15 protein-coding genes, 2 pseudogenes and 1 other annotated feature are annotated in these 18,767 nt (G+C 35.1%); of the genes and pseudogenes, 16 read left to right on the top strand and 1 reads right to left on the bottom strand.

The features are described from left to right. Positions 1-77: 77 nt before the first annotated feature. Positions 78-755: a hypothetical protein gene (locus tag MHH66_RS15785; protein WP_002012555.1), complete on the bottom strand. Its 678-nt coding sequence runs from the start codon at positions 753-755 to the stop codon at positions 78-80. 109 nt (positions 756-864) lie between these two features. Between MHH66_RS15785 and MHH66_RS15780 the strand changes: the two are divergent. The 16 genes and pseudogenes from MHH66_RS15780 to MHH66_RS15700 all read left to right on the top strand — a co-directional run. Further along, positions 865-1,293, top strand: a pseudogene (locus tag MHH66_RS15780) (HD domain-containing protein); the annotation flags it as partial. Between the two features lie 513 nt (positions 1,294-1,806). Next, the gene (locus tag MHH66_RS15775; protein WP_078184792.1) at positions 1,807-2,445 is read left to right on the top strand and encodes an IS607 family transposase; all 639 of its coding nucleotides are present in this window, start codon (positions 1,807-1,809) and stop codon (positions 2,443-2,445) included. Beyond that, positions 2,405-3,535: an RNA-guided endonuclease InsQ/TnpB family protein gene (locus tag MHH66_RS15770; RefSeq protein ID WP_078184793.1), complete on the top strand. Its 1,131-nt coding sequence runs from the start codon at positions 2,405-2,407 to the stop codon at positions 3,533-3,535. Before MHH66_RS15775 ends, MHH66_RS15770 begins: the two co-directional genes overlap by 41 nt. A 143-nt stretch (positions 3,536-3,678) precedes the next feature. Then, positions 3,679-3,897 (top strand): annotated as a pseudogene (locus MHH66_RS15765) (HD domain-containing protein); the annotation flags it as partial. Further along, positions 3,894-5,789, top strand: coding sequence for an ABC-F family ATP-binding cassette domain-containing protein (locus MHH66_RS15760; protein WP_078184794.1), 1,896 nt, complete (start codon positions 3,894-3,896; stop codon positions 5,787-5,789). The pseudogene MHH66_RS15765 and the gene MHH66_RS15760, both read left to right, overlap by 4 nt. Before the next feature lie 75 nt (positions 5,790-5,864). Beyond that, a complete protein-coding gene (locus tag MHH66_RS15755; protein WP_016126856.1) occupies positions 5,865-6,596 on the top strand; it encodes a Bax inhibitor-1/YccA family protein in 732 nt (243 codons plus the stop codon). Between the two features lie 94 nt (positions 6,597-6,690). Then, positions 6,691-6,945 carry a DUF4318 domain-containing protein gene (locus MHH66_RS15750; protein WP_002012563.1) on the top strand — a complete coding sequence of 85 codons (255 nt, stop codon included), beginning with the start codon at positions 6,691-6,693 and terminating at the stop codon, positions 6,943-6,945. Positions 6,946-7,106: 161 nt separating this feature from the next. Further along, on the top strand, positions 7,107-7,445 hold the full coding sequence (locus MHH66_RS15745) for a single-stranded DNA-binding protein (protein WP_063219651.1): 339 nt from the start codon (positions 7,107-7,109) through the stop codon (positions 7,443-7,445). A gap of 155 nt (positions 7,446-7,600) precedes the next feature. Then, positions 7,601-8,728, top strand: a complete 1,128-nt coding sequence (locus MHH66_RS15740; protein ID WP_063219650.1) for a conserved virulence factor C family protein — start codon at positions 7,601-7,603, stop codon at positions 8,726-8,728. A gap of 3 nt (positions 8,729-8,731) precedes the next feature. Beyond that, on the top strand, positions 8,732-9,115 hold the full coding sequence (locus tag MHH66_RS15735; RefSeq protein ID WP_063219649.1) for a thiol-disulfide oxidoreductase DCC family protein: 384 nt from the start codon (positions 8,732-8,734) through the stop codon (positions 9,113-9,115). Between the two features lie 82 nt (positions 9,116-9,197). After that, a complete protein-coding gene (locus MHH66_RS15730) occupies positions 9,198-9,632 on the top strand; it encodes a BrxA/BrxB family bacilliredoxin (protein WP_002012568.1) in 435 nt (144 codons plus the stop codon). A 49-nt stretch (positions 9,633-9,681) separates the two neighbouring features. Beyond that, positions 9,682-10,458 (top strand): class I SAM-dependent methyltransferase, encoded by a 777-nt coding sequence (locus MHH66_RS15725; RefSeq protein WP_063219648.1) that lies wholly within the window; start codon positions 9,682-9,684, stop codon positions 10,456-10,458. Between the two features lie 40 nt (positions 10,459-10,498). Further along, positions 10,499-10,713 (top strand) — a binding site (T-box leader). A gap of 45 nt (positions 10,714-10,758) precedes the next feature. Next, the gene (gene argS / locus MHH66_RS15720; protein ID WP_078184795.1) at positions 10,759-12,447 is read left to right on the top strand and encodes an arginine--tRNA ligase; all 1,689 of its coding nucleotides are present in this window, start codon (positions 10,759-10,761) and stop codon (positions 12,445-12,447) included. A 134-nt stretch (positions 12,448-12,581) separates the two neighbouring features. Beyond that, a complete protein-coding gene (locus MHH66_RS15715; protein WP_002127167.1) occupies positions 12,582-12,923 on the top strand; it encodes a DUF2085 domain-containing protein in 342 nt (113 codons plus the stop codon). Between the two features lie 351 nt (positions 12,924-13,274). Beyond that, positions 13,275-14,153 carry a class I SAM-dependent methyltransferase gene (locus tag MHH66_RS15705; RefSeq protein WP_078184800.1) on the top strand — a complete coding sequence of 293 codons (879 nt, stop codon included), beginning with the start codon at positions 13,275-13,277 and terminating at the stop codon, positions 14,151-14,153. 374 nt (positions 14,154-14,527) lie between these two features. Next, on the top strand, positions 14,528-18,730 hold the full coding sequence (locus tag MHH66_RS15700) for a bacteriocin-processing peptidase family protein (protein WP_063219646.1): 4,203 nt from the start codon (positions 14,528-14,530) through the stop codon (positions 18,728-18,730). The last annotated feature ends 37 nt before the right edge of the window (positions 18,731-18,767 follow it).

Here is an 18,767-nt window from a genome sequence, read left to right as displayed (position 1 = left end):
CTTAAAAATGCCAAATCCTTTGTGACATAAGGGATTTGGCATTTTTGAGGTTTTTATGTTTTTTAAAATCAACAATTCTAAAACTGCTCATTCTTCTCCCAAGATTCTACAATATAATGAGCAATCGTTGGGTTGAATCCTTTACCAACTAAGAACATAATCGCAGCAACTTCTGTTAAAGCATGTTTGTGTGATGTATGTTTCGCTTCATTCAAGCCGTAATCTACCCAAGGTTTTACGAAATCAAGTACAGGTTTCTTTAAAGGTAAAAATTGTGTACCGACAACTTGTTGGATTTGTTGTTGCGTTGGTTCTGTAATAGGTCCAGGTGGTAAAATTTGTGGTTGTGTAATATCTAAAATCGGCCCAGGTGGTAATATTTGTGGTTGCGTCGGATCAATTGTTGGTGGTTTAGGTGGTGAGACACGTGCGTCATAGTTTGGTTGATACATTTGTTGTTGGTATGGATTTTGTTGATATTGTGGTTGCGTCTCGTATGGATTACCTTGAAATTGAGGTTCTTGGCTAGGTTGTGCTACGTATGGATTTTGAGGATATTCATAATTTGGACGTGTGTCATAAGGGTTTTGAGGATATTCAGTTTCTTGATTTTGCGGTGTTGCGTATGGATTTTGTTCGTATTGTGGCTCTTGATGTTGTGTCTCTTGCTCCTCATATTGTTCAGCATATCTTTGTTCCTGATGTTGAGGATAAAGAGGTTGTTGTGGGTAAGGTGGTTGGTTATTATAGAACATTTTTATTCCTCCTTCATAATGATGCCTACCACCTAGTGTATGGGCGGACAAGAAAATATGTGATGAAAAAATGCGGGCGTGTTACAATAAGTAACTGGGTGAAGATAAAATGATAAAACAAGAAAAAATACAAAAAACAATAACTTTCGTAAAGCATATTTTAGAAAAAGATGCGAGTGGGCATGATTGGTATCATATTGAACGCGTACATAAATTGGCGATTTCTTTATCCGAGCAAGAAGGGGGAAATCGTTTTATAATTGAAATGGCAGCATTACTTCACGATGTAGCAGATGAGAAGTTAAATGAGAGTGAAGAAGCAGGAATGAAAAAAGTTTCTGATTGGTTAGAAGAGTTACGTGTTGAAGAAGATGAAAGTAAGCATGTTCTTCATATCATCGCCAATATGTCTTATAAGGGCGGTCATGGTGGCACAGTTGAGTCACTTGAAGGGAGAATTGTTCAAGATGCGGATCGTTTAGATGCTCTTGGTGCAATTGGAATAGCTCGAACGTTTGCATACGGAGGAGCGAAAGGGTAATTAACTGTTACGATTTATTTAACAATTATAACTAAAGTTAATTTAAATATATCAGTAAGCCCTGCTAGTCAAGTGATTGGCTAGTAGTGAGGGTTAACTGCGGGCAATCCCTAAAGCTGATTGAACTACAGCGTGGCTAGAAATAGCGAGCGCGAATGTCGCGAAAGCAGAAAAAATCAATCAGATCGTGCAAGGTTAAATCCTAAACACTAGAACAATGGGTCTTCCGCCTCGAATCATCTAAGTCAAAATTGATAAGATGAACGTTCAACGACTATCTCGTATAACTGACGAGAGTACATCACAAGCCTATGGTGGTGGAAAAATCCTCTATCTCTAAATAGATAAACATATAGTCTGCGCTCATGTGAAAACATGAGAAGTTCATAAGAGAACTGGCTAAGGAATTGCGCCCTTAGTTGAACAAGATAAATCTAATTAAATCTATCGAACTTCATTGAATCTATCGAATGTATGTACTATTGTGGATTCAATGAGGTGAGAATAATAATGAAATTTTTACGAGTTAGTCAAGTATCGGAATTAACAGGTTTGCATCCTAGTAGTCTTAGGAGAATGCACAAAAGCGGTGAATTAGTACCTGAAAAGGTGACTGCTGGTGGGACACGCTACTATTCAGAAGAACAAATCTTTCATTATCTAAAAGGGGAGCGCCCAAATAATCGCACAGTAATTGGCTATTGTAGAGTCAGTTCTTCGAGTCAAAAAAACGACCTAGGAAGACAAGTCGATAGAATGAAGCAATATCTTATCGCGCGAGGTTATCAATTTGAAATTATCGAAGATATTGGTTCTGGAATCAACTATAAGAAAAAAGGCTTTAACAAGTTAATTGAACGCATTGAGAATAATGAGGTTGAAAAAGTTGTTGTCATGCACAAAGATAGACTTGTGAGGTTCGGTTATGAGTTGGTTGAAAAGATCTGTCAACTACACGGAACAGCGATTGAAGTAATTGACAATACTACTAAGACAGAAGAACAGGAGGTCGTAGAAGACCTTGTTCAGATCATTACAGTATTTAGTTGTAAACTTCAAGGCAAGCGCTCTAAAAAGACCAAACAGATAATCAAGGAGTTGACTTCTGATGATATTGGCGAAGAAAGTCAGACTGATTCCAACGCCTGAACAAGAAAAAGTGCTTAGAAACCATGCTGGAGCTTCAAGATTCGCTTATAACTATTGTAAAAGAATGAGTGATAGATACTATAAGCTATTTGGAAAATCTGTTTCACAGTTAGCTTTACAGAAACGATTTACAAAGATCAAGAAGCGAAAGCGATATGAGTGGTTAAATGACATCAACGCACAAGTTCCAAAACAGGCTTCAAAAGATTTTGACAAGGCGCGAAAAAATTCGTTCAAAAAGTACAAAAATGGCTATCACACTTCTTATAAAACCAAAAAAGATTTAATCCAAGGATTTTATGCCAATTATGAAAGACTGATTATAGGAAAGAAAGTAGTTGATATTCAGTCTATTGGAGAAGTGAAAACAAGCCAACAACTACCAAGAAACAAAAAACCATCAAATCCAAGAGTTACATTTGATGGTCGTCACTGGTGGATTAGTGTAGGGTTCAAAGAAGAATTCGAACCACCAGAACTAACCAATGAGTCGATTGGTGTGGACGTTGGTTTAAAAGAGTTGTTTGTAGCTTCTAATGGTACGAAAGAACGAAATATAAACAAAGATGCTAAGGTTAAAAAACTTTTGAAAAGGAAAAAGTCAGCGCAAAGAGATATGTCTAGGAGATTTAAAAAAGGTGTGAAATGTCAATCTGCCGGATATGAAAAAGCAAAAACCGAACACCTTCGGTTGTCTAGGGAAATTACGAATATCCGAAATAACCATATCCATCAAGCGACAGCTAAATTGGTGAAAACCAAACCAATGAGGATTGTTGTGGAAGACTTAAATATCTCAAACCTGTTAAAAAACAAAAAACTATCGAAAGCATTTTCATTTCAAAAATTAAACTTCTTCTTTCAATGTTTGTCATACAAGTGCGAGAAGTACGGCATTGCATATGTAAAAGCTGATAAATGGTTCGCTTCAAGCAAGGTTTGCTCAAGTTGCGGAGTTAAATACGACCATTCAGTTCAATCAGAAGGACAGTGGAGTTTAAAGATTCGTGAATGGAACTGTGTTCAATGTAATAGCCATCACGATAGAGATTTGAATGCTTCGATAAATTTATCAAGATGGGTAAAATAAATGCTTGATAATAGGAGGTAACGATACTGCCTCGTGTGGAGTGTTATACCCCTCGTCCCTTCGGGGGTGCGAGAACACTTTGAAGCACTAATTTGTATAAATTTGATTGAATTGTATAGATTTAGTTAAGTTTATCGTATCGGAGATTAATGTATGATCCCAATGTTCCGCCTCGAGAAGTGATGACGAAAGATGAATATAGAAAAAATAATGATCCATCTTTAAATCATTTTTATGAAAAACTTTTAAAACTAAAAGATTTAATGAACACGAACGCAGCAAAACAAGAGGCTGAAGTTCGTCATCGTTATATGGAACAGTTTATTGAACAATTTATGAAAGAGTGGAATGCACAAATATGAAAATGTTAACTGTGGAGAACTTATCGAAATCATACGGAGAAAAACCGTTATTTGATGGATTATCATGTAGTATTACAGAAGGACAACGTGTCGGAATTATCGGTGTAAACGGTACTGGTAAATCAACGTTATTAAAAATTATTGCAGGATTAGAAACTCCTGATACAGGTGATATGACGCATTCACGCGGATATACAATTAGTTATTTATCACAGCAACCAGAGTTTGATGAAAAACTAACAGTATTAGAGCAAGTGTTCCATGGTGATACACCTTTAATTCGTCTTCTTCGTGATTATGAACAATCGTTATTAAATATCGAAAAAGATCCAAGTAATGAAAAAGTACAGGAACAATTATTTGCAGTGCAGCAACGTATGGATGCGATGAGTGCATGGGAAGCAAATGCGAATGCAAAATCGTTATTAACGAAATTAGGAATTACTGATTTTACAGCAACTGTTGGAAACCTATCTGGTGGACAAAAAAAGCGTATTGCAATGGCGCAATGTTTTATTGAAACACCTGATTTATTAATTTTGGATGAGCCTACGAACCATCTTGACCATGAGACAGTTGAATGGTTAGAAGAATATTTAGCAAGATATACAGGTGCGGTATTACTTGTAACCCATGATCGTTATTTCTTAGATCGTGTGACAAACCGTATTTTTGAATTAGATAACGGTAAACTGTATAGCTACGAAGGAAACTACAGTACATTTTTAGAAGCGAAAGCACTTCGTGAAGAGCAAGAATCGGCACAAGAATCAAAACGCCAAAATTTATATCGTCGTGAACTTGCTTGGATTCGCCGTGGTGCAAAAGCCCGTTCTACGAAACAAAAGGCGCGTATTCAGCGTTTTGATGAGCTGAAGGGACAAGAAGGACCAGCAGCGAAGCAATCAGTTGATATTGCACTAAGTGGAAGTCGTTTAGGAAAGAAAGTACTTGAATTAAAAGATGTAACGAAAAAATTTGGTGATAAAACAGTATTACATAACTTTAATCATATTGTGAAGCCTGGTGATCGTATCGGAATCATCGGAGCAAATGGAAGCGGAAAATCATCACTATTAAATATGCTTGCAGGAAAATTCTCTCCTGATAGTGGTGAAATTGAAGTAGGACAAACTGTAAAAGTTGCCTATTATACACAAGAAAATGAAGAGATGAATTTAAACCAGCGTATGATTGAATACATTAAAGAGATTGCAGAAGTTATTCATACAACAGATGGAAAAGTCATTGGTGCATCTCAAATGTTAGAACGTTTCTTATTCCCGACGCATTCACATGGTACACCGATTGGTAAACTATCTGGTGGTGAAAGAAGACGTTTATATTTATTACGTATTTTAATGGGAGAACCAAACGTACTATTACTTGATGAGCCTACGAATGATTTAGACACACAAACATTAACAGTACTAGAAGATTATTTAGAAGATTTCCCAGGTGTCGTTTTAACTGTATCGCATGACCGTTACTTCTTAGATAAAGTAGTAGATGAATTGTTCATCTTTACTGGCGAAGGCGAAGTGCGTGAATTTCTAGGTAGTTATACAGAGTATTTAGAAATGGAAAAAACGAGAGAACTCATTGAGAAAGCAGAAGTTCAAAAGGAGAAAAAAGTAGTAGAAGAGGCTCCGAAACAACAACGTAAACGTAAGCTTTCTTACAATGAGCAGCGTGAATGGGAAACAATTGAAGATACAATTGCACAACTAGAAGAGAAACTTGAATCAATTGGAGAAGAACTTACGAATGTTGGATCTGACTTCACAAAGGCCCAAGAATTATCTGAAGCAGGGCAGAAGATAGAAGACGAGCTAGAAAAAACGATGGAACGATGGAGTGAACTATCCGACATCGTTGAAGGATTAAAATAAAAACAAGCTGCATATATTGAAAAGTAAAGAGAAAAACTTTACACTATTGGTAGAACCTATTTTAGGAGGGAAAAAATGAGAACATCTAATCCAATGTTGAAAAAAGAGGCATTCCGTAAAGAGGGAGCAAATACTTCTGCGATGACTATTGGCGGAACAGTAGGCAAAACGTTTATCATGCTTATCTTGCTGCTTGCAACGTCTGTCTATTCATACATACAGATGTCAAATGGTACGATGAAAATGCCAGTATTAATTGGTGCTTTAGTTATTGCGGCAATCGTTGCATTTGCATCTATCTTCTTCCCGCGCATATCACCAATTGGTGCACCGATTTATGCGGCAGTAGAAGGGGTAGTGTTAGGAAGTATTTCAGCAGTTTATGCAATGAAATTTCAGGATTCTATCGTTTTAAACGCTGTATTACTAACAATCTCAATTCTATTTGCGATGTTAGTTTTATATGCAACACGCGTAGTGAAGGTAACTGATAAATTCCGCACAGGTGTTATGGCAGCAACAATGGGAATTATGGTTATGTATTTAATCGTATTCTTATTAAACATGTTCGGTGTTTCTGTTCCATATATTCACCAAGGTGGAACAATTGGTATGATCATTAGTGCAGTTATTATTGTAGTTGCTGCATTAAATTTATTACTAGATTTCGATTTAATCGAAAATGGTGCACGTAGCCAAGCTCCAAAATATATGGAGTGGTACAGTGCAATGGGTCTAATGATGACTCTAGTATGGTTATACTTAGAAATTCTTCGTTTCGTTTCTTACTTTACGAAAAATGACTAATAAAAAATCCTGCATGAAATGTGCAGGTTTTTTTATTTTTAAAGATAAATTGAAAATATGGATGTTGGCGACTTAAATTGAAGGGGGATGGAATATGATGAAAGAGAAAAAAGGGATTATGAAAAAACTATTTTCTAAAAGTTTTTTCATAGAACTAGATGACGCTTTAACATATCCATCAGCAGAAGTTATTCGTTCAGCTATTGAAAGCTATGCGGCTAAATGTAATGAACAATTAAAAATTGAGAGTAAAGTTAAACCGATTACTTTCTACTTAGAAAATGTAATGTACCGCGCTGAAATAAAGATGGCCCGCGGAGGATATTACATATCTTGCAGTGAAGTATAATATTTTTGGAAACCTTACATGTTTAAACTATGTAGGGTTTCTTTTTTTGATTTGTAAGATATAAAGTAATAATTTTTGCTTACAAACATATCATTTTGCGCTTTTTACCCTTCCAACATTTTTCTTTACAATGAAGAAAAATATGTGAGGTGGTATAACTTATGATGAATCGAGTTGTATTAATCGGTAGATTGACAAAGGAACCAGAATTATACTACACAAAACAAGGTGTCGCTTATGCACGAATATGTGTTGCGGTGAATAGAGGTTTTCGAAATAGTTTAGGTGAGCAACAAGTAGATTTTATTAATTGTGTAATTTGGAGAAGGTCGGCTGAAAATGTAACAGAATATTGTACGAAAGGCTCACTTGTTGGGATTACAGGGCGTATTCATACGAGTAATTACGATGATGAACAAGGAAAGAGAGTATATAGAACTGAAGTTCTGATTGAGAATATTACATTTTTAGAGAGAAGGCGGGAGAGTGCATCGCAATAATATTAGAATTTTAATGATAGTTTCGGATTAATTAGGTGGAAAGAGAAAGTATGATGATGGGAAGAAATCAATAAAATTAAGCATCCGAGTAGGAGTATAAAGGGGTAACATGTTACAATACAGCTAAGAACACGCAATAAAGGAGAGTTTTTTACGTGAAGATTAAAGCAATTGAACCGACGCCAAGTCCAAATACAATGAAAGTTATTTTGAATGAAGTATTACCATCAGGAGCGCGTAATAATTATACAAATGAAAATAAAGAACAAGCACCAGTGCAAGTGCAAGAAATTTTGAAGATTGAAGGCATTAAAGGTGTGTATCATGTTGCAGACTTTTTAGCAGTGGAGCGAAATGCGAAGTATGACTGGAAAGTTTTATTACAACAAGTTCGTGCTGTTTTCGGTGAAGAAATAGTGGAAGAAAGCGAAGAACAACAACTTTCTCATTTTGGAGAAGTGAAAGTGTTTGTTCAAATGTTCTTTACAATTCCGATGCAAGTGAAGTTAACAGATGGAACCTCAGAAGAGCGTGTTGGTTTACCTGATCGTTTTAAAGAATCCATTATGAAAGTGCAAATGTCTGCACCTAACGTTGTGAAAGAGCGCAAGTGGGTAGAGCAAAGTACACGTTACGGTAATTTTGAAGAAATCGGGAAAGAAGTAGTAGAAGAAATTATTGCTGCTTATTCTGAAGAACGTGTAAATGAAACGGTTAAAGAATTATTAGATCAAGCAGGTGCTGTTGAAGTAACCATTCAAAAGCGTGAGCCATATAAAGTAACAGAAGAGATGATGAAGGATTCTGACTGGAAAAAACGTTTTGCAGCTTTAGAACAAATGGATCCTACTGAAGAAGATATGCCAGTATTGAAAATGGCGTTAGATGATGAGAAAGTATCTATCCGCCGTTTAGCAACAGCTTATTTAGGTATGGTAAAAGGTGAAGGAGTATTGCCGTTATTATATAAAGCGTTATTAGATCGTTCAGTAAGTGTTCGTCGTACAGCAGGAGATTGCTTATCGGACGTAGGTGATCCAGCAGCGATGTTCGTTATGATTAAATCTCTGAAAGATTCAAGTAAATTAGTACGCTGGCGTGCAGCAATGTTCTTATTTGAACTTGGTGATGAAAGTGCAATTCCGGCACTAAAAGCAGCAGAAGATGATCCGGAGTTTGAAGTGGCGATGCAAGCACGTTTAGCTTTAGAACGTATTGAAGGCGGCGAAGAAGCAAAAGGATCAGTATGGAAGCAAATGACGGAGTCTCGTAAAGGGGAATAGTTTATGATTGTTTTCTATGATAATTGGTGCCCGATGTGTACGGCGGTTGCAGAACGTACGAAAAGATTAGATAAAAAGGGTAAGATGAAATTTGTTTCATTTCGAGATGAAGATGTAGTTGAGAAGTATGAACTTTCTCAAGAATTACAAAGTAAGATGGAACAAAGATTGTATATTTTAAAAAATAATAAGTGGTATGACGGAATTTATAGCATTAACGTATTAGCAAAGGCCGTTCCATCTTATTGGTTTGCAGTACCTTTTATAAAACTATCTATCGTCCTTGGATTTGGAAATAAAGTATACGATTATATTGCCAACAATAGAAAACTTGTCCCAGTTGGACACTGTCGTGAAGGGGTTTGTGAAATCCCTTCAAAAAAATGAAATCATCGTTATCTTTCTTTTGCACCTATTAATAGAGCGTGATATGATGAATTTGGAGTGAAAGTTGAAGGAGAGATACAAGATGTCAAATGCATATGAAGAATACATGCGTCAAATGGTAATTCCAATGCGCCAAGAGTTAGTGCGTTCTGGATTTGAAGAGTTAACTACAGAAGAAGCTGTAACAGAATTTATGGAGAATGCATCAGGTACAACTTTAGTAGTTGTAAACTCTGTTTGTGGTTGTGCAGCTGGTTTAGCACGCCCATCAGCAGGTCAAGCGGTTGTACGTGCTGAAAAACAACCTGATCATCTTGTAACTGTATTTGCAGGTCAAGATAAAGATGCTACTGTAAAAATGCGTGAATACTTCGGAGAAATTCCTCCATCTTCACCATCTATGGCATTACTAAAAGGAAAAGAAGTTGTGCACTTCATTCACCGTCATGAAATTGAAGGCGCAACAATGGACGAAATTATTACAAACTTAGAACAAGCTTTCGAAAAGAATTGCTAAAGTAGGGGGAGAGTGAATCTCCCTCTTTTCTTTATATAGAGGTGAAAAAATGATAGTAACAACAGCAGGAAGAACAAATAAAGAAATGAAAGATTATGCAAACAAGGTAGCAGCAGAATTAAATCTTTCTTTCGTTAAACGTAATGACATACCAGTACATAAACTGCATGAGCAGTATGAACAAGATGTACTTGTCGTAGGGAAAAATCGATTAGCCATTTATCCAAAAGGTACGGAAGAGTCGTTTTTCTTTCATCCAAACTCAGCGATGTTTCGTGTTAAAAGGTTAATGCGCGGAGAGCACGATCCGTTTGTACAAGCTGCTAAATTAGAGAGCGGAATGACAGTATTAGATTGTACGCTCGGTATGGCATCAGATAGTATTGTAGCTAGTTATATCGTTGGTGAGAACGGAAAAGTAACAGGGCTTGAAGGAAACGAATATATGGCTTATATCATGAAAAAAGGCTTGCAAACATGGTCTTCATTCGTTTCTGAAATTGATGAAGCAATGCAACAAATCGATGTGAAGCAAACGGAGCATTACGCATTTTTAACACAATGTGAAGATAATAGTTATGATGTCGTTTACCTTGATCCGATGTTTGAAGAAACTGTCATAGAATCAGATGGAATTAAAGGATTAAAACACTTCGCTTTGTATCATGATATTACTGACGAAACAATTGCGGAAGCGAAGCGTGTGGCGAGAAAGCGTGTCGTTCTGAAAGATCATTTCCGTAGTTCTAGATTTGAAAAACATAATTTTCACGTATACAAAAGAAAAAGTGCTAAGTTTCACTTTGGTGTAATTGACCCTTGCTAATTGTTTGAAAAGATGTATAATAAGCAATAATTAATTAAATATACTGTCTGTGATGAAGAGAGTAGTCTTTTTCAGAAGGGAAGCGAGCTAGGGATGGTGTGAGCCTAGTGCAGAAGAAAAAGATGAAGCGCACTTCGGAGACGCTTCTTGAACGAATAGTAGAGTAAGCCGAGGCCCCCTGTCCTCGTTATAAACGGGAAAGTGGTTCGAAATGAACAACAAGGGTGGTACCACGGGTTAAAACTCGTCTCTTTTTTAGAGACGAGTTTTTTGTGTTTTAAAAAATAAGGAGGTTATAGTATGAATTATAAAACGCAGTTTGCGAAAAGTTTATCGAATATTTTTACGAATGAATTAACACAAAATCAAATTTTAGATTTAATCGAAACACCAAAACAAGATGAATTCGGAGATGCAGCGTTCCCATGCTTTTCACTAGCGAAGCAATATAAAAAATCACCAGCTATTATAGCGAAGGAATTGGCGGAGAAATTAAATGATCCGTTCTTTACGAAAGTAGAGGCTGTTGGTCCTTATGTAAATGTATTTTTTAATCGTGAAACAGTAAGTGATGAAGTATTAAAAATAATTTTAGCGGAGAAAGAAGAGTACGGTCAAAATCACTTTGGATGTGAAAAAACGGTAGTTATCGATTATTCCTCTCCTAATATAGCGAAACCTTTTTCAATGGGGCATTTACGTTCTACAATGATTGGTAATTCGCTGAAACATATCGCCGAAAAATGTGGGTATGAAGTTGTCGGAATCAATTATATTGGCGATTGGGGCACGCAGTTTGGAAAGTTAATTACCGCATATAAAAAATGGGGAAATGAAGAATTTGTTAAAGAGGATCCAATTCGTGAGTTATTTAAGTTATATGTTCAGTTTCATGAAGAAGCAAAAGAGAACAAAGAACTAGAAGAAGAAGGACGATCATGGTTTAAAAAACTAGAAGAAGGAAATGAAGAAGCAGTCGAACTTTGGAATTGGTTCCGTCATGAGTCTTTAAAAGAATTTTCTCGTATTTATGAACTTCTCGGTGTGGAATTTACAAACTTTCAAGGAGAAGCTTTCTATAACGATAAAATGGAAGACTTTATTGGGATTTTAGAAGAGCACGATTTACTTGAAGAATCAGAAGGCGCATTAGTCGTTAATTTAGAAAAAGAAGGTATGCCGCCATGCTTAATTAGAAAATCAGATGGTGCAACTATTTACGCAACGCGTGATTTAACAGCGGCATTGTATCGTCAAAACACATACGAATTTGATAAAGCGGTATATGTTGTAGGCCCAGAACAAAGCTTACATTTCAATCAATTTTTCACTGTATTAAAAAAGCTTGGTTATGACTGGGTCGATGGTATGGAACATGTACCGTTCGGGTTCATATTAAAAGATGGTAAGAAAATGTCGACACGTAAGGGCAGAATTATTTTATTGGAAGAAGTGTTAGAAGAAGCTGTTGCGCTTGCGGAACAAAATATTGAAGAGAAAAATCCGAATTTAAAACAAAAAGAAGAAGTGGCAAAACAAGTCGGTATTGGAGCAGTTATCTTCCACGATTTAAAAAATGAGCGTATGCATAATATCGAATTCTCATTAGAAAATATGTTGAAATTTGAAGGAGAAACAGGACCATATGTGCAGTACACACATGCGCGTGCCTGCTCTATTTTAAGAAAAGAAAGTGTAGAATTTGAAACGTGTACTTTTGAATTAAAAGACGATTACAGCTGGAGTGTAGTAAAATTACTCAATAAATTCCCGCAAGCAATTGAAGCGGCCTTCAACAAAAATGAGCCATCTATTATTTCAAAATACGTATTAGATGTAGCGCAAGCGTTCAATAAATATTATGGAAATGTTCGTATATTAGAAGAGAGCGAAGAGAAAGAGAGTAGACTCGCATTAGCTTACACTGTGACGGTTGTATTAAAAGAGGGATTACGTTTACTTGGGGTGGAGGCACCTGAGGAGATGTAAATATGAAAAGAATTATTATGAACTTAGTAATAAACTGACAAACCGGGTCTAGTATGAACCTGGTTTGTTTTTTTATTGGATATATAATTTTTTTGCAAAATCAATTAAAATATTTTTAGAGAGGGTGATTCATATTGATTCGAACTTTTATTTTACAAATTCCTTGTCATAGAAGATCGGAAAGAAGTTTCCTTAAACTACAAAAATACATACCTTTATGTGCGCGTTGTACAGGCATGCTTATCGGTATTTTAATGTTTCCAATTTATTTTTATATGACACCTTCGTTTCTGCTTGCAATAATACTATCATTTTCCGCTCAAATTCCGTTACTTATTGATGGATTCACCCAAAAATGGAAATGGAGAAGCAGCACAAATTTACTAAGAGTAACGACCGGTTTATTAAGCGGTAATGGTATGGGACTATTTATTGCCTCTAGCATTATATGGATAACATCTAAAAGCATATATTAACGGAAGGAGAACTTTACATGTTTTGGATTTACTCAGTTCTAATTCTTATTTCAGGAGGAAGCGGGATTAGTTTTCTCATTCATGAAAGAAATATAGAAGCAATAATTGCTTTTGTTATTTGTACAATATTTATTGTGTTACTCTATTTTCACCTAAAAAGAAATGACGAACATAGAAACTGTGATTGCAGTACATTAGCTTGTACCGATTATACTGATTGTAATTGTTAAATTATGTGAGTGGGAAAGTTAGTGTATCATTTAAGGTATACTAGCTTTTTTTATTAGAAGTGTAGGAATGTGACTATTAAATGGAGAACTTTAGTTTTGTATATAAAAGGAGGTGTTGGACCTGAAAGAGTATGATTGGAACAGTAAACTAACATATTTAAAAAATACGAGAGATTTATATTACAATGACGATTATTTAAGTTTTTTAGTAAATACAGTTTGGAAGATTTCTGAGCCAGTACATATTGTTGATTACGGTTGTGGGTATGGATACTTAGGTTTAATTTTGTTGCCGTTACTTCCAAATGGATCAAAGTATATAGGTATTGATAGCGGGGAAGCATTAATAGCTGAAGCGAGAGAGTTGTTTCGTTCGCTTCCATATGAATCAGAATTTATTGAAGGAGATGCTACAGAAATTGAATTGGAAAATAAATATGATATAGCAATCTGTCATGCCTTCTTATTACATATGAATTCACCCAAAGCAATGTTGCAAAAAATGATAAATTCGATTAAGGAGGGCGGACATGTTATTTGTTTTGAAACACATTGGATTTCTAATATGTCCTCATACACGCTAGACGGATTAATTCAATCGGAAATTATCCAGCTAGGTGTTTTGCAGAAGTTATTTGAAGAAGATGTACACAGAAGTGGTAGAGATGGCAATATTGGCATGAAAATACCAATGTATTTAAGTGAATTAGGTGTTAAAAATATTGAATGTAGAGTAAGTGATAAAGTGAATTATTTAGATTCTAATTTAAATCAAAATGATAAGCAAGGATTATATAATTCTCTAAAAGAAGAGGGGATTGCTAGTAATCCAGGTGAAAAACAACAATTTATAGACCGTTTAATGAGTCGGGGCTTAACATTTGCTGATGCACTCGCTCAATATGAAGCAGAACTACGATTTTTTGAAATGTTTCATATACATGCATCTTTAGTATATGCTCCGAATATGAAAATTACATTTGGTGAAATAAAGAAGTAAATATCATATTAGAAAAGTAAGGGAGAAGGAGAATTGCTACATTTCTAATAAGGTTATCATTATTATCAAGATTTTTCGGTAAATCGATATATCTTATCAAATCGTTAATATAATTTCATCCACTGAATGAAGCCTCAAAAAAGAAGATAAAACCCATCTTCGAATAATATATGTTATTTCATCAAATTAAACAAAATAACGAGAAAAAGTATCGTTTTTAAGATATTTAGTTATAAACTTGAATAATATTAAATAATATCGTTCATTATATGAGGTTTTAGTTGAATGCATACTATATGATGTGTAAAATCTAAGCAAGTAGGTTAGAATACTGCTTGCAAATGGCAGTATAAATAATAATTTGAGGTGAATGCATGCTAGATTTTAAGCAATTAGAGATTTGTTTGAAAGAAAAGAGATTCCTAGATGGATTACATGAGATAAATAATGAAATTGCGCATATAAAAGAAACGAATAAGTTATCATACGTGAAGAAATGGCTTTCTAATGTCTCGTCAGCTAAGGAGTTTGATACATTAATTCGTCTTGCTGATGAAGGTTTGATGCATCAATATAGCTCCTTTTTAATTCGTTATACTTATAAAAAATTCCCAAATATGAGAACGCTCTCTTTATATTGTGATGAATTAATTGATGAGCGTAAAATCCTTGATGCTGAACAATTATTAAAAGATTCTTTGGAAAAGGTAAATGAAGAGGAAACTGATGCGGATGTTTTAACGAAAGCATACTTTACGTTAGTTAGATGTTTGCTAGATATGAAGCGAAATGAAGAGGCCTATGCCTATATGCAAAAGGCGGAAAAGCATAGTACGCGTGCAGTTTTTGATAAATGGGGTTACTTATATATACAGACTGGTGAGTGGGAGAAGGCAGAGGAACAACTTTTATCCGGTCAGCAGCATAAAGATTGTGAAGAGTTAGCTACGTACTTATTGGCGCAATTATACGCATATAAAGGTGAACAGCAGCGAGCGTTACAACTCATTAATGATGCGATTGCAAAGTTCCCTCAAGTACCATATTTCTATTTTGAAAAAGTAAAATATTTATTAGATTTAGAGCGCTATGAAGAAATGTTAGCGGTAATAGATAAAATCAATCATATGCTTCCGCATCATGCATATACAACTTATTTTATACATTTACGTGCAGAAGCATTTTATAAAATGAATAATATTCACGATTTGCAAGCACTATTGAAAAGTGAAAAGAGTTTGAAAAATTCTCTATATCATCATATAGAAAAAAATCCTGATGGAAAAAAGGTTCGTTTACCGATAGTTCCGGTTGTACAAAAGGATAACTATTGCGTTCCGACAAGTTTGGAAATGATGTTAGGGGTATGGGGAGAAAAACGTACGCAAGATGAAATTGCACAACATATTTTTGATGTAACAGGTTCTAAGTTTTCAGATACAGTTACATATATAGAAGAGCAAGGTTACGAATATCGTTATTTTCAAGGGAATGAGGAAAATTATAAGAGATTACTCAATCAAGGTATTCCCGTTTTATTAAGTATAGATATTGAGCACGCTTCCCATGTACAAGTGCTTTCTGGTTATGACGATGTACTGCAAGCTTTTTATATTCAAGATCCGAATTTCTTGGAACCGATTCTTGTGGAATATGATAAGTTGCAAGAAAAATATCGTTATACAGATTGTTTAGCTATTACGTTTATACCGAAAGATAGAATGGAACAACTTTCATTTTTAAATGAGGAAGAACACACTTATTATAAAACAATCTTTTCTCTTACAGATCATTTAGGTGAGCAAGATAAAGAGGGAATTGAAAAGTTAGTACTATTTTTAAAAGAAACAAGTGAAAATCCAAACACTTGGTTATATACGATTAAACATTTAGATGCTGAAGTAGATAAAGATTTTATTCAGTTTTGTATAGAAAAATTAATGAAAAAGTTTCCGAGCTCTGACTTTGTGAAATTGCATAGTGCACAGTGTTTTATTCGTCTGCAGGATATGGAAAAAGCAGGACAGATGCTTCAAAGTGTGGAGAAGAAAAGCAATCAAGCGTTGTATCATTTTATAAATGGACGTTATTCTTTTGAGCAAGATAATTATGCAGAATCGATTGCTAGTTTTCGTTCATCATTACAATTGGATGCAGATCAACCAGTTGCGTGGAGTTTCTTAGCATTATCATACATGTATATGGATCAATCCGAAAAGGGGATAGAGTATTCTCTAACAGCTATAGAACGTAGTCCAGAAAGGTTTACACTTGTAAATCACGGTTTAATTTTAATAGATTTAGAACGATATGAAGAAGCATATGGATTCTTTAATGATTTATTAAAAGAATATAAATATGAAGCGCACATATGGTATGAACGTGCGAGATGTGCTCAGTATTTAGGGAAAGTGTATTTGGCGGTAAAAGGACTTAAAGTGGCGATTCAATTAGATAAAACAGCAGCCTATTTATATACGAAGCTTTCGGAAATCTATGAATCGGATTTGGATGATGAGAAAAATACGAAGGAAATTCTATTACAAGGAATTCAAAATTGTGAAGATCAGGCGTCTTTATATGTTCGTTTAGGAGATTTTCATTTTCAAAATGATGAACTTGAAGAAGCGGAAACTATATATAAGCGTTCTTTAGAAGAAAATAATGAAGATGTATATTCTCATTTCGGTTTAATTCAAGTTTATATGGCAAAGGAACAATATAAGGATGCAAAAAACTATATTGTCAGTATTAATAAGCAATTTGAAGACAATCAAGATTTCCTTATGAATGCTGGTATGGTGTTATGGGATGCTGAAATGGCATTAGGTGAGGATGAAAAAGAGTTAAAGCTTGCACTTTCTAAATTAGAGAACGGTATACGAAGCGTATACGCTAATATAGCGAACGTGTTGGATGAGTATGTAAATCGAATAAAAGACACAGCTTTTGTGCAACGAGGCATAGCATTTTTAAGAACGTTAGAAAAAGAAAAAGAGGATGTAATTGAATACGGTTGTTACGCAGGTGTTTTATATGAATCTATTGGACAGTATGATCAGGCGATAAAACGGTATAATGATGCACTTAAGAAAAAACAAGATTCATTGCCGTATTTCCGTATCGGTGAAACATTCATGGCGTTAGGGCAATTTCAAGAAGCGAAGCATGCGTATGAAACATGTTTAGAAATGGATAAGAACTTCTTAGGTGTACATTTGCAGCTTGCTGAAATATACGAAAAAGAAGAGAATCGTTCCAAAGAACAAAAGCATATGGTCCAGGCGATGAAAGAAGAACCAATGCATATAAATATGGAATATTTAGCGCAGCTTTCAGTAGAAATGAATCTTCAGGAAGAATTGCTAGTTGAACTAGAAAAATTGGAGGAAGAAGTTCCTGAAACATGGCGTTTAGATGCGATTGCATACGTGTTTGGCGCGATGAATGACATAGATAAAGAAAAAGAATATATCGAATGCGCAATGAAAATAGATGAAGCGCATGTGGAAGTACTATATCATTATGCGAAATTGCTAGTTAAAAAGCAGAATGCAGAAGCAATCGAAGTTGCGCTGAAAGTAATGCATAAAGATTTGGAAAGTGAACGTATTTTTGGTGTGTACGTAAAAGCAATGGAACAACATAAAAAATTATCCCAAATACGAGACGTACTTCATACGCTAAAGGTGAAAAAAGCAGAAAGAAGTACAGCGTTTATGTATGCAGCTACTGCGGTTGCCGAAAGATTAGTAGAAAGACAGCAAAATGAGCAACCGAAAAAATCTATATTTACAAGAGCATTTTATCGCATGAAAAATCGTGCGAAGGAAATTTCAATGATTACAGTTGTTATCGAGTTATTTGAAATCTCCTTAAAGTTAAATCCGAAAAATAGTATGGCAGCGCAGCGTTTCGCAATATTTTATGAGAATGCGGCGATGAATAAAGAAGCTATAGAGGTTTTACAAACATCGTTAGAAAATAAGTGGGATTATGATGTAGCGAAGCAACTTGTAAATCTTTTCATTGAGTGTGAAGAAGAAGATATGTTACGAGATGCTTTTGAATTAACGAAACAAATGGTTCGCGAGCTACCGGATGATTATGATACTCTTCTTTTACAAGCGAATGTATTATGTAAGCTAGGCGAAGAAAGAAAAGCCGAAAAAATTTACTTGCAATTAATTGAGAAAACACCATTTGTAAGTAGAGGATTCCTTGCTTTAGCAGAAATATATCAAAGTCAAGAGAGAATTGAGGACTCGATTCAGTTATTAGAAGACGCTTCTGTACATCATCCAAATGAAACAGCAATTCTTCTTGCTTTAGCATCTTCGTATCATAGAGCTGGGCAAACGACAAAGGCAGAAAAAATAACAAGTGAAATATTAGCAATTGATGCTACTGACTTACTAGCAAGATACGATCATGCTTGTTATTTAACATTATTAAACAGAAATGAAGAGGCAAGAGATGAACTTGAAATTGTGCTTCGTGAAGATGAAACAGGATTTTTCGCTGAACTTGCAGAGGAAGATGAAGATTTAGCAGGATTGCGAGAATTTGAAAAGTAATTGTATAAGAATAGAGAAAAAGGGTATAAATAAAAAT

The organism is Bacillus sp. FSL H8-0492 (genome assembly GCF_038006145.1).
In the GTDB taxonomy this organism is placed as follows: domain Bacteria; phylum Bacillota; class Bacilli; order Bacillales; family Bacillaceae_G; genus Bacillus_A; species Bacillus_A mycoides.
The sequence above is the reverse complement of the archived record's forward strand: the minus strand, read 5'-3'. Positions and strand labels throughout refer to the sequence as shown.

What these genes read in the sequence shown, in the direction of transcription:
- MHH66_RS15750 (WP_002012563.1), top strand. Translation starts at nt 6,691, where the DNA reads ATGATGAAAGAGAAAAAAGGGATTATGAAAAAACTATTTTCTAAAAGT.
- MHH66_RS15735 (WP_063219649.1), top strand. Translation starts at nt 8,732, where the DNA reads ATGATTGTTTTCTATGATAATTGGTGCCCGATGTGTACGGCGGTTGCA.
- MHH66_RS15770 (WP_078184793.1), top strand. Translation starts at nt 2,405, where the DNA reads ATGATATTGGCGAAGAAAGTCAGACTGATTCCAACGCCTGAACAAGAA.
- argS (WP_078184795.1), top strand. Translation starts at nt 10,759, where the DNA reads ATGAATTATAAAACGCAGTTTGCGAAAAGTTTATCGAATATTTTTACG.
- MHH66_RS15755 (WP_016126856.1), top strand. Translation starts at nt 5,865, where the DNA reads ATGAGAACATCTAATCCAATGTTGAAAAAAGAGGCATTCCGTAAAGAG.
- MHH66_RS15745 (WP_063219651.1), top strand. Translation starts at nt 7,107, where the DNA reads ATGATGAATCGAGTTGTATTAATCGGTAGATTGACAAAGGAACCAGAA.
- MHH66_RS15730 (WP_002012568.1), top strand. Translation starts at nt 9,198, where the DNA reads ATGTCAAATGCATATGAAGAATACATGCGTCAAATGGTAATTCCAATG.
- MHH66_RS15785 (WP_002012555.1), bottom strand. Translation starts at nt 755, where the DNA reads ATGTTCTATAATAACCAACCACCTTACCCACAACAACCTCTTTATCCT.
- MHH66_RS15700 (WP_063219646.1), top strand. Translation starts at nt 14,528, where the DNA reads ATGCTAGATTTTAAGCAATTAGAGATTTGTTTGAAAGAAAAGAGATTC.
- MHH66_RS15725 (WP_063219648.1), top strand. Translation starts at nt 9,682, where the DNA reads ATGATAGTAACAACAGCAGGAAGAACAAATAAAGAAATGAAAGATTAT.
- MHH66_RS15760 (WP_078184794.1), top strand. Translation starts at nt 3,894, where the DNA reads ATGAAAATGTTAACTGTGGAGAACTTATCGAAATCATACGGAGAAAAA.
- MHH66_RS15775 (WP_078184792.1), top strand. Translation starts at nt 1,807, where the DNA reads ATGAAATTTTTACGAGTTAGTCAAGTATCGGAATTAACAGGTTTGCAT.